The organism is Mesorhizobium sp. LNHC229A00 (assembly GCF_000502415.1).
Lineage (GTDB): Bacteria > Pseudomonadota > Alphaproteobacteria > Rhizobiales > Rhizobiaceae > Mesorhizobium.
The window spans coordinates 22,905-33,845 of record NZ_AYWQ01000025.1 but is presented as its reverse complement, the minus strand read 5'-3'; the positions used below and the strand labels follow the sequence as shown (position 1 = coordinate 33,845).

General features: G+C 60.3%; 10 protein-coding genes. 8 read left to right on the top strand and 2 right to left on the bottom strand.

Annotated elements, in window-relative coordinates; genetic code table 11:
• The first annotated feature begins 9 nt into the window (after positions 1-9).
• The 7 genes from X742_RS142760 (at position 10) to X742_RS142790 (ending at position 8,195) form a co-directional block, all read left to right on the top strand.
• Positions 10-744 carry a type IV secretion system protein gene (locus X742_RS142760; RefSeq protein ID WP_023774986.1) on the top strand — a complete coding sequence of 245 codons (735 nt, stop codon included), beginning with the start codon at positions 10-12 and terminating at the stop codon, positions 742-744.
• 183 nt (positions 745-927) lie between these two features.
• Entirely contained in the window at positions 928-1,971 is a 1,044-nt protein-coding gene (locus tag X742_RS142765) for a type IV secretion system protein (protein WP_023774984.1), read from the top strand.
• An 8-nt stretch (positions 1,972-1,979) separates the two neighbouring features.
• Positions 1,980-2,756 carry a type IV secretion system protein gene (locus tag X742_RS142770; protein WP_245275637.1) on the top strand — a complete coding sequence of 259 codons (777 nt, stop codon included), beginning with the start codon at positions 1,980-1,982 and terminating at the stop codon, positions 2,754-2,756.
• On the top strand, positions 2,753-3,550 hold the full coding sequence (locus tag X742_RS142775; protein WP_023774982.1) for a TrbG/VirB9 family P-type conjugative transfer protein: 798 nt from the start codon (positions 2,753-2,755) through the stop codon (positions 3,548-3,550). The genes X742_RS142770 and X742_RS142775 overlap by 4 nt, the downstream gene beginning before the upstream one ends.
• Positions 3,550-5,013: a type IV secretion system protein VirB10 gene (gene virB10 / locus X742_RS142780; protein ID WP_023774981.1), complete on the top strand. Its 1,464-nt coding sequence runs from the start codon at positions 3,550-3,552 to the stop codon at positions 5,011-5,013. The genes X742_RS142775 and virB10 overlap by 1 nt, the downstream gene beginning before the upstream one ends.
• Entirely contained in the window at positions 5,010-6,035 is a 1,026-nt protein-coding gene (gene virB11, locus X742_RS142785; RefSeq protein WP_023774980.1) for a P-type DNA transfer ATPase VirB11, read from the top strand. Before virB10 ends, virB11 begins: the two co-directional genes overlap by 4 nt.
• 12 nt (positions 6,036-6,047) lie before the next feature.
• Positions 6,048-8,195, top strand: a complete 2,148-nt coding sequence (locus tag X742_RS142790; protein WP_031248576.1) for a type IV secretory system conjugative DNA transfer family protein — start codon at positions 6,048-6,050, stop codon at positions 8,193-8,195.
• Between the two features lie 168 nt (positions 8,196-8,363).
• On the opposite strand, the gene X742_RS142795 is transcribed toward X742_RS142790, so the two are convergent.
• Both X742_RS142795 and X742_RS0138645 read right to left on the bottom strand, forming a co-directional pair.
• Entirely contained in the window at positions 8,364-8,999 is a 636-nt protein-coding gene (locus X742_RS142795) for a LysE family translocator (RefSeq protein ID WP_023774978.1), read from the bottom strand.
• Between the two features lie 19 nt (positions 9,000-9,018).
• Positions 9,019-10,179 carry a PLP-dependent aspartate aminotransferase family protein gene (locus tag X742_RS0138645; RefSeq protein WP_032925052.1) on the bottom strand — a complete coding sequence of 387 codons (1,161 nt, stop codon included), beginning with the start codon at positions 10,177-10,179 and terminating at the stop codon, positions 9,019-9,021.
• A gap of 86 nt (positions 10,180-10,265) precedes the next feature.
• Here X742_RS0138645 and X742_RS142800 point away from each other — a divergent pair, with 86 nt between their 5' ends.
• Complete coding sequence (locus X742_RS142800; RefSeq protein ID WP_023774976.1) at positions 10,266-10,931, top strand: helix-turn-helix transcriptional regulator; 666 nt, start codon at positions 10,266-10,268, stop codon at positions 10,929-10,931.
• Positions 10,932-10,941 lie beyond the last annotated feature (10 nt).

The following is a 10,941-nucleotide window of genomic DNA, read 5'->3' as shown; positions in this document are numbered from 1 at the left end:
GAGGCTGACATGAAAAAATTCGCGATTGCTGCCGGTCTGGCGCTTTGGGCAAGCACGGCCCACGCACAGATTGCCGTCATTGATGGCGCCAATCTCGATGTCGCCCGCAAGAATGCGGACAACACCAACTCCATCATGGATTCGAACAAGGATATCCTGAAAAAGAGCGAGGAGATCCTGCAGGCTCTCAGCGGCAGTCGTGACGGTTCGCTCGGGATCGGGCAGATGGGCCTTGGCGGCAATATGTCGATTGCCCAGGCGCCGTCGTTCGGATCGATCCTGAACGGCGGGGCTCTTTCGTTTGGCGGCCTTTCGCCCGAAATCCAGAAAATCGCCGGCGCGGTCATCAATGGGCTCCAGCTGGTGAAGCAGCTCCAGCAGATTGCCGGCAAGGAGACGAGCGCCGTCAACACCGCGTATGGCGGCAGCGTCAATGTGGCCTCGCTGCTAAGCGCATTGACCTCGCAGGCTTCGCAGGGCGTCACCCAGCGCCAACAGTCTCTGCAGTCAGCGAGCGGCCAGATCGGGCAGTCGCAGGACGTCAAGGGTTCGGTGGACCAGAACACGCGAATGCAGCTGGAAAACGCACGTGCGGTCAACGAACTGATCGGCGTCCAGAACGGCGCGGTCGCGGCCCTGAATGAGAAGCTGAAGGGAGATCTTCTTCGCCAGAGCCAGGTGCAGAAGATGATGACACCGCGCAACGTCAATCCGTTCGCGGAATTCGGCAAGAGCGGAGGCTAGGCGCTTGTCGAGGCGAGCGTTGCGCATATGCGTTGTGATTGGGCTCGGCACGGCGCTTTTCGGATGCGCAAATCGCGAACTGAAAGCGCCGTGCGGGCCTTTGGCGTATGCCCATGCCGACAACTGCGGCGCGCTGAAGCCGGTCAATTCGACCCCGTTTGCCAGTATCGTTGACGAGGATCCATGAACGGTCTTGCCGAAAGCATTCTCGGTGGCATTGACAACATCGGCGAGGACTTCGTCCGCACCGTCTATATGCAGTTGGGCAATGCGATGGGCAACGTCTTCAGCCTCATGCTCACCCTCTATATCGTGTGGTGGGGCTATTCGATCCTGAACGGGCGAGAGTCGATTTCGCCGCTCGAAGCGGCCTATCGCCTCGGCCGCGCCGTCATCATCTATCTGCTGCTGACCGGATGGGGCACATTTTCCGCGACGATCTACCAGCTCGTTCAAAGCATTCCGGATGAGGTCGGTAAGGTGATCGTTGGTGCCGTGTCGCGAGCCACCGGCAACCAGCTCAGCGATCAGGCGGCAATTCCAGCGCTGATCGACAATCTCTACAAAGGGGCGCAGGACGTCGCCAATCAGGTCTACAGCGGATCCTTCTATGACATTTTTGGCGCGCTCTTGTCGTTGCTCGTTCTGCTATCAGCCATCATCTTCGCAGCGCTGGCCATTGCCGCAATCATCGCCGCCAAGGTGATGTTGTTCATCACGCTCGCTCTGGCGCCGATATGGATAATTCTTTGGCTTTACCGCTGGTCCTCGCGCATGAGCGAAGGCTTCCTTTCGCTCACCACCTTTCTGATGATCCAGCAAATCCTGATCTACGGATTTCTCGGCTTCTACTTCTCGCTCGTCAATGCGGCGCTGAACACCGCCACGTCCGGAGGAGCAACCATGGACAGCAAAATGTCGCTGGTGTTGCCCTTGGTGCTGGTGACGATCATCGGCATCTACGTTCTCATGCAGATACCCTCGATTGCTTCGATCCTGAATGGCGGCGGGTATCTCAGCACCATGGGCGCTCGCTACTCATATGGGACGTTCGGCAGGAATGCCGTGCGCTACTCCGGCGCGCGATGGGCCGCAGGCCGCGCCGCTCGGGGCGCCCGGCAGCTCGCGACAAACAGTTTTCGATCTTCGCGAGTAGCCAGGGCGGATGCCGCAACCCGGACCGCTATCCAGCAAGGTGCGCGCGATAACTCCAGGCCTCTGGCCTAGACCACACAATGATCACCGATCGCGGTGCTGGATCAGATGCGTCGCGAAAACGAGGCAATAGTAAAGTGGCAATTCCAATGGAAACAGTTGCTGACCGCAGCAGCGAACTCGTCGACAAGCGCTATTACAGGGCGGGCGCGACCTGGCAAGACGACACGCACAGGTCAATGCGTCGATCGCGTACATTGGCCTGGATCGTCAGCGGCATTTCCGGGCTGGTTGCGGTGCTGTCGGTGTTGGCGCTCGTGCTGATACTGCCGCTCCGGCAGTTCGAACCGTATGTTGTCGAGGTCGACAAATCGACCGGCTACCTCGAGATCATGCGCGCGCTGAAGCCTGGAGATTTATCGCAGAACGAAGCGGTCACGGCGGCAAATCTGGTGCGCTACATCAGGGCGCGCGAAACCTACGATTCGCGTGAACTGAAACAGAATTACGACTTGGCGCAGCTCTACTCGACCGACGCCGCGTCCAAGGATTTGACATGGCTTTATACGCCAGCAAACCCACAATCGCTGGACAAGATTTTTGGCCGCAATGTCACTGTCTCGGTCGAGATCAAGTCGGTTTCCCTGCTCAATCGCAACACGGCCTCGGTGCGCTTTGCCACAACGACGCGGCGGAACAATTCGTCCACAGCCGACAATTGGGTGGCGGTGATAAAATTCCGCTACACGTCAACGCCGCTCAAGAACGAATGGCGTTTCGACAACCCGTTGGGATTTCAGGTTACGGATTACCGCCGCGACCAGGAATCGGCCCCGGCCGCGGGGAGTCTGCAATGAGACGGCGCGCGGGCCTCGTCCTATCGGCCGCCCTTCTGCTCGGCGCGATGCACAGCGCGGCCGCACGCGACGGCCGCATCCGATATGTCACCTTCAACAATGACGACGTGACGTCGGTGCGCGCCGCTCTTGGGATTTCCACGATGGTCGAACTCAGTCCGACCGAAGTCATCGAAACCGTGTCCGCTGGCGATACAAAAGGCTGGTCCATCATCCCCAAACGCGGATCGCGATTCCTCTTCGTGAAGCCGCTGGAGCGCGATGCGTGGACCAACGTCAACGTGGTCACCAACCGGCGCGTCTATTCCTTGCTGCTGCAGGCGACTGACAATAGCCGTGATCGGGCATCCTTCCAGGTCCGGTTCAAATACCCGGACGAGGATATCGACGCGCGCCTGCTCTCACAGGCCAAGGAGAGCGCCGCCGATCCGGATTTGAAGGATCTGAATTATGCCGATCTCAATTACGACTACGCCTACAAGGGCGACGACAGCCTGAAGCCGCGCACCGTATTCGACGACGGCACCAAGGTGTTTCTGGAGTTCAAGGGAGACATTCCGGCGATCTTCGTTGTCGACGACAAGCATCAGGAGTCGCTGGTCAACGTTAGCACGCAGGGCAAATACACCGTCATCGACAAGGTCGCACGGCAATTCACCTTGCGGGCCGACGGCAAGACGCTCTGCCTCTACAACCGGGCGCGACCCAACGCCATCGATCCCGTCGAGCATGTCTACGGTCCAACGAAACTGACACGCGGTTCCACCCTGTTCGGATCCAGCGGAGGGCGCTGATGTCCCAGATCGATTATAACCAACTCGACGGTAGCCCGACGGTCGCGCGCCGTGGTGCGGGCGTGGGTACCAGGATCGCCCTGGTCAGCCTCGGCGTGGTGCTGGTAGGCGCGCTGATATGGCTCAACTGGCCCCGGGAGCCTGTATCGCGCGATGTTCGCAGCGATGGCGAGGAAAACTTCAATCCGCCAGAGTTCCGCCCGCCGGCGTTGAACGAACCGCCGCAACCTGCCGACGGCACGATCGACCAGATCGTGGTGCCGCCACCGGCTGACGACAAGAATGGCACGCAGCAAGCCGATAATGTCGATCAGACCGTGCAGCAAGGCGCGGATCTCGATGCGCAGCGACGCGCGCTGGAGGCGCAAATGGCGGCCGAGGAGGCTCGCCGCAAGGCGGAGGCGGACGAAGCCCAACGCAAGGCGGCGGCTGACGAAGAGGCTCGCCGCAAGGCTGAGGCCGCCGAGCGAGAAAAAGCGGTGTGGGAACGCCTGCGGTCGAACCAGATAGTGACGAATGATCAAACCGGCTCGACAGATGCTGGCGCCCAGGCGGCGCAGGTCGAAATCGCGCCCGACGGTCAGATCGTCCCGGTCCCCGGCGCCGATAGTGATCCCAACAAGGCATTCCTGGCGCAGTCTGAGGCAAGTTCTTCCGGCATCGTCAAAGCCAGGGTCTTCCGGCGAACCGATGCGTTGATCCCTGAAGGAACAATCATTCGCGGCTATTTGGAAACCGCTGTTAACACCGACCTTCCCGGTGCCGTGCGCGCGGTCGTGCGTGAGGATGTCTTCTCCCTCGACGGCAGGCGCATCCTCATCCCGAAGGGCTCGCGCCTGACCGGAGAATACCGCTCAGGGCTCGCGCGCGGTCAGAAGCGTGTTTTCATCGTCTGGAGCAGGGTCATCCGCTCGGACGGCATTTCCGTTGATATCAAATCGCCTGGCGCAGACGCGCTCGGCCGCGGCGGCATGGGCGGCCGTGTCGATACGCACTGGGTTGAACGGTACGGTAACGCCATCATGCTTTCCGTCGTTGGCGGCGTCTCTGAATATCTGTCCGCGCTTGGCGATAGCGGACAAAATGGCCAACAGCGCCAGGTGTCGACGATCGATCCCGTAACCGGTGAGACGACGACCGTGACTTATGGTGGCAACGGCTCGCAGCGCGACGCCCGCGGCATCGCGTTCGACAAGTCATCGACCGCCTTGCAGCAACTCGCGCAAGAGGCGTTTCGCGACACGCAGAACATTGGCCCGACAGTCTATGTCGACCAGGGCACCTCGGTCGTCGTGCTGGTGCGGCGAGATCTCGATTTCTCGGACTTGTACGCCGATCCCGTCCAGGAAGAAGTGGCGCGCCTGAAGGCGGGTGGGCGACCGAAGTCGGCGATCGATCCGACGCCTCTCTACACGACGCCAAAGGATAATTTCTATCCTGGCTATGGGAGCCCGGTGAAGTGAATGCCGTGCATCCCCTCCCCGACCCCTGGGCGAGAGCCCCGGTCCTGCGCGCGCATCTGGAGCCGATATGGTCCTATTTGAACGAAGAGGCGGTCTCCGAGATTGCGATCAACAGGCCGGGTGAATTGTTCATCGAACGCCTCGGCGCGAAGGAAATGGAGCACGTCGTCAAGCGCGAGGTCACGCCCGGCTGGATCCGAAATATCTCGACTGGCGTTGCCTCGGCGACCAATCAGGTTATCAACGAAGAAAAGCCGGTGCTGTCGGCCGCGCTACCCTCGGGTGAGCGCATCCAATGCATCTTGCCGCCCGCGGCTCCCGAAGGCGGGGCGATCTCGATCCGTAAACAGGTCATCATGGACATGAGCCTTGTTGCCTACAAGGATCTCGGCGCATTCGAAAACACGGCAATGGGCAGCGGCCTGGCGCTTTCTAGCGAAGAAAAGCGACTTGTCGAGATGTTGCACGACACATCGCCGATGGAGTTCCTGCAATACGCGGTGCGCAACCGCGTTTCGATCGTCGTTTCGGGCGGCACGTCGACCGGCAAGACGACCTTCTTGAATGCACTCTTGAAGGAGATCCCGGCCCATGAACGGATCATCACGATCGAAGACACCCGCGAACTGAGGCTGCCGGCTCCCAACAACGTCACCCTGATAGCCTCGAAGGGCGACCAAGGCCTTGCAAAGGTCTCCGCGCAACAGCTGCTCGAGGCCTCGCTTCGCATGCGACCCGACCGTCTGTTGCTGGGCGAATTGCGCGGCGCTGAAAGCTTCGCGTTCCTCCAGGCGATCAACACCGGCCATCCGGGTTCGCTCACAACCGTTCATGCCAACTCCGCCCGGTCCGCCTACGAGCGGCTGGCGCTCATGGTCATGCAGGGCAGCTCGGGCCTCTCACGAAGCGAAATCCTCGACTACCTGCGCGAGGTCATTCCAGTGGTCGTCCAGATGGTCCGCACCGAAGGCGGACTGCGCGGCATCAGCGAGATCAAGTTCACCAAGGCCGAGACCATCTAGCGGGGCCTATCCATGCAGAAAGTCGCAACAGCAATTTTCATGATGCTCATGGCGATGGCCCTGGGCGTGCTGCTCTTCACGGTCGCCTATGCCGCGACGGATTGGTACCGGACCGGCTCCCACGTCCTGTTCCACCAGCTGAACGCCAATCCCTTGCCGGTCGTTCGTCAGGCGTGGGGCGACGCGATGGCGAGGGATTTTGGCCGGATACAATACGCCGTTGCAGCGGGAGCATTAGGGTTTCTTGCTCCCCTCGTCAGCCTGTTTCTCATGCGACCGAGGAAGCGCAATGACTCTCGCTACATGACCATGAGCGACGTCTCAAAAAGCGGCCTGACGAAAGTTGGCGGCGTCTTCGCCGGTCGAGCCGGCGGCAGGCTGGCCGAAATTTTGTCGCCGCGCCGCGACCGGCGCTCCGGCAAGATCCGCTTGAGGCAGCGCAAGCTGATCGGCGGCAAGAAATTGTGGATTGATGGCGATGATGTCGGCGGCTTCGTCATAGGGCCGCCACGCTCGGGTAAAGGCACGTCTCTCATCATCCCGAACGCTTTGACCTGGCCGCATTCGCTCGTGGTTCTCGACCTGCGGGGCGAGACCTATGTGGCGACTGCTGGTTACCGTTCAACCATCAGCCGTGTGGTGCGTTTCGCGCCGGCAGACCCCGACGGCAATACCGCTTGCTACAATCCGATGGACTTCATCTCACTGGATTCGGCGCAGCGCGACATCGACCTTCGCAACATCGCTGCGGCGCTGTTTCCGCGGCCCCCATCCAACGCAGATCCCTATTGGGTCAACGACGCCCGCCTCCTTTTTACCGGCATCGCGTCCTTCGTCATGGAATCGCCTGCGATCCCGAACGAGACGAAGACCTTCGCCAGCATCCTCGAGATCATGAACGGCGCCGAGCAGCCGCTCCTGGAGTTCATCGGCTCGCTACGCGAGGAACGCCGCCGCGAATGCTCGCATTTTACACTGCAGACCCTGCTGCCATATTTCGAGATGTCTGAGCGGCAGTTTTCCGGAATATACGCCGGCGTCCGGACCGGCATGGCCCCTTTTCTCAACGAGCGCCTGATGCGAGCTACGTCGCGAAGCACGTTCGATATTCGCAGGCTCAAGCGTGACCGGATTTCTCTCTATCTCGACGTGCGGCGAGAGCAGATTACGTCGCTTGGACCGTTGTTCAACGTCCTGATCACGCAGATGATGAACTTCATGTCGGAAAGCATGCCGCAGCCGGGCGAGCATCCGGTGCTTGTGCTGCTCGACGAGTTCCAGAACCTCGGCAAGCTCGAGAACGTGACCGAAATGGCGAGCGTGCTCGGCGGCAACGGCGTTTCGATGTGGTTTTTCGTGCAGTCGCTGAAGGCTGTGGACGAGATCTATCGCCAGGAAGGGCGCAAGACACTTATCAACGCCGCTCGCGTGCAGATCTTTTTCGGTGCGCAGGACGCTGACGATCTGCGCTACGTTTCCGAGCAGCTCGGCGAAACGTCGGACGTACAAAAGGACGTGACGCGCACCAAGGCAACGTTGTTCGACACTTATTACACGCGCTCGGAGCACCGCAAGGAGGTCCGGCGGCCCCTCATGCGGCCGGATGAAATCCGTACCCTAGACAAGAACAAGGTCATCATATTGCCGCGCGGCGAACTGCCGATCCTCGGCACCCGCAATTTCTATTTCGCCGACGGCCAGCTCGCCAATCGCGCGTTCATGCCCCTGCCCGCCTCTACCGACCCCTCGCTCACGAAAAGATCTAAGTTGGAGACTTCCGCGGCGGTTCCATCTCCTGCGCTCCCGACGATTGTGCCGACAGCACCCGCGTACCGCTCAGGCCTCTTGCAGATGCGCCTGCGGCGCGGCGCGACATTTGTCGCAAAAGCAGGCCGTATAGCTCCGCCGCCGGGCCGGCGCGCAATTGCAAAAGAAAGACTGAAAGCAACGGACGCTGCAGCCGTACCGGCTTATGCCACCATAGATTTTTCCGCCTTGGCGGCCAAAGCGGTGACAACACGCGTTGCGCCCGACAAGGAAGCGGAGGTTGCGGCGATCCTGAACAAGGTGCGGTCCCTACGCGCCAACGCATCCGACACCGAGACTTTCGATCTAAATCTTAGCATCGTTGAAGATGCTTTGCCTGATCTAGTTGATTAGCCCTAGCAATCTACGGCGATCGCCGACAGCGAGCCTCCCGCCCAACCGTAACATCATTTTTGATGCGCCAGCCGCCACGTAAAGCGGTGCCAGAGATACCCTCCGCCCCCGGGACTTGACCCCTCGCTCCCGCTCTCTCGTCGCGAGGCAGTTGTTCAGGAGATTCTTTCAGGTTCGCCAAAGCAGGAGCCGCAGCCCTGCAAAACCAAAGGCGGCGGCTAAAAAAACTTCAATGCCTCGCCGCGCCCGACGGTACATCCTGACCATGGGCTGCGTGGAAAACACGACGGCATACCCGCAGAATATTGTAACGCTCAGCACCGCACATCCTGCAAGGATGACGATGACATCCGTAGGCGAGGCGTCCGGTCCAAGCCCTAGCGTCACCAGTGCAATCCAGGCGAGAATCGATTTCGGATTGCTGAGGTGCATCAGCAAACCGCGCCTGTAGAGACCGAGCCCTGAGATCGGCCGGCGGGCTGTACTAGGCGTGGCATCATGCTGGCCCGGTGTCAGAGCACCCCTTCCTGCCTTGAAAGCTAAATAGAGCAGATAACAGCCTCCGAGAATCTTTAGAATGACGAGCGCCTGGGCGTAGCTTGCCAAAAGCGCGGAGATGCCTGTCGCTGCCATGATGCCCCAAAAAATCGATCCGATGACGACGCCGGCTGACAAAGCAAGGGCTGCTTGGCGCCCTTGCTGCATCGCCGTTCCCATGATCCGCATTGTGCTGGGACCCGGGCTCCCCGCTGCAACGACGTAGGCCGTATAGACAATTAGCAGGTGGTTCAGATGGTTGAGCATCTTGGATCTTTCGCCGGTCTCAGGCCGGATTCATTTTGGGGACTACGCCCCCAGACGTCGCACTGAGAGCCTGCGTCAGGTCGTCAATAATGTCCTGAGGGTGCTCGAGCCCAACGGACATTCGCAGCAATCCGCTTGGCGCCTTTGACTTCGCACCCTCCACGGATGCGCGATGCTCGATCAGAGAGTGCGTCCCGCCCAGGCTAGTGGCCCGGACAACCAACTTGAGGCGGCCGGCGACGGCCATCGCGGCATCAACTCCGCCTTCGACGATAAAGGAAAGCATCGCTCCGTAACCGCTCATTTGCCGCGTAGCCAGATCGTATCCCGGATCATCTCGCAGGCTTGGAAAGAGCACTTTCTCGACCCGCGGATGAGACGCCAAGGCTTCCGCAACCTTCTGGGCGCCTTCGCAATGCGCGCGCATGCGGACCGGCAATGTCTGCAGCCCCCGCAATGCCAGCCAACAGTCGAAGGGTGCCGCGACGCTGCCCTTGTGTTTCTGGACCATCCGTAGCGGCCGTCCGAGTGGCGACGATTGCGGGACAACAACGATTCCAGCCATCAGATCCGAGTGGCCGCCGATGTACTTTGTCGCCGAGTGCATGACCGCGTCCGCCCCAAGTTCAAGCGGCCGCTGAAGCACGGGAGTGGCCCACGTATTGTCCACCACCGCCAAGGCACCCGCGTCGTGCGCGATTTTGCAGATTGCCGAAATGTCGACAACGCGGATCATCGGGTTCGACGGCGTCTCGACCCACACGAGGCCAGTCCGCTTTGAGGTGACTGCGGCGCGCACCGCATCCAGATCGCGCATTTCGACCGCGGCGAAGTCGAAGCGAGACCCAATATCGGTTTCGTCCATCAGCGAGCGGATGCCAAAATACATATCGTCAGGAAGGACGATTCGCCCCGTCGAGGGATGGCTCTCAAAGACTGCAGCGATTGCAGCCATGCCCGACGCAAAGGCTATTCCTTCGTGTCCTCCCTCGAGCGCGGCCATCGCCGACTCGAATGCATTACGTGTCGGATTTGCGTCACGAGTGTACTCGAACCCAAACGGAAACGAGCCGTCGACACCGCGCTCGAACGTCGTACTGGTATGAAGCGGTAGTGAAACCGCACCCGTGGATCGATCGACTGCTCGACCGCTATGGATAGCCTTCGTTTCAAAGCGCACTGGCCAATTCCTGTTTAAGGCGCGCTTGCAATTTTGCGCCGGTCATTATATTGACCGTAAGCGAAGCAAGAGCTCAAGTCAATATAATGACCGACACGCCGGCACCTTTAGAGACCGAGCAGGAGCTTGGCCAAGCGATTGCGATTCGGATCCGGGATCTTAGGCGCGACCAAAACCTGACACTTGATCGATTGGCCAAACTGACCGGCCTGTCGAAAGGGACGGTTGTCGCGCTTGAGCAGGGTAAGGCAAACCCGAGTATCGGCATCCTTTGCCGTTTGGCGGCAGCGTTTTCACTATCTGTCGCCGATTTGCTAAACGAGGCGCCCCCCACGGCCCCCGACCACCCGATCGAACGGAGCAAGTCCAGGACGCTTTGGACGAGCGTCAAAGGCAGCCAGGCACAGCTTCACACATCGACCTCGGGACGCACGATGTTCGAACTTTGGAGCTGGGTCCTCATGCCGGGTGATGTGTTTGCCGCCGATGCACACAGTCCCGATACACGCGAACTGCTCTCGGTTACCCAAGGCTCGCTCAAGGTCACGGTGGGCAGCCATGAGATCATCCTAAATGCAGGCGAGAATGCGCGCCTCGTTACCGATCAACCCCACTCTTATGCCGCGGCATCCGACGTGACCGCCCACTTCTCGATGGCAGTTCTCGAGCGCGGCGGACAGCGGGTTCCGGCACCCTCTTCGCAGGCAACGACGTCGCCCCTGGCTGTTTCGCCAGACCTCGCAGACCGCTGACAACTGCCCT

Coding starts and splice junctions, on each gene's coding strand:
- X742_RS142790 (WP_031248576.1), top strand. CDS start 6,048: ATGCAGAAAGTCGCAACAGCAATTTTCATGATGCTCATGGCGATGGCC.
- X742_RS142775 (WP_023774982.1), top strand. CDS start 2,753: ATGAGACGGCGCGCGGGCCTCGTCCTATCGGCCGCCCTTCTGCTCGGC.
- X742_RS142760 (WP_023774986.1), top strand. CDS start 10: ATGAAAAAATTCGCGATTGCTGCCGGTCTGGCGCTTTGGGCAAGCACG.
- X742_RS142795 (WP_023774978.1), bottom strand. CDS start 8,999: ATGCTCAACCATCTGAACCACCTGCTAATTGTCTATACGGCCTACGTC.
- X742_RS142770 (WP_245275637.1), top strand. CDS start 1,980: ATGATCACCGATCGCGGTGCTGGATCAGATGCGTCGCGAAAACGAGGC.
- X742_RS142765 (WP_023774984.1), top strand. CDS start 928: ATGAACGGTCTTGCCGAAAGCATTCTCGGTGGCATTGACAACATCGGC.
- virB10 (WP_023774981.1), top strand. CDS start 3,550: ATGTCCCAGATCGATTATAACCAACTCGACGGTAGCCCGACGGTCGCG.
- X742_RS142800 (WP_023774976.1), top strand. CDS start 10,266: ATGACCGACACGCCGGCACCTTTAGAGACCGAGCAGGAGCTTGGCCAA.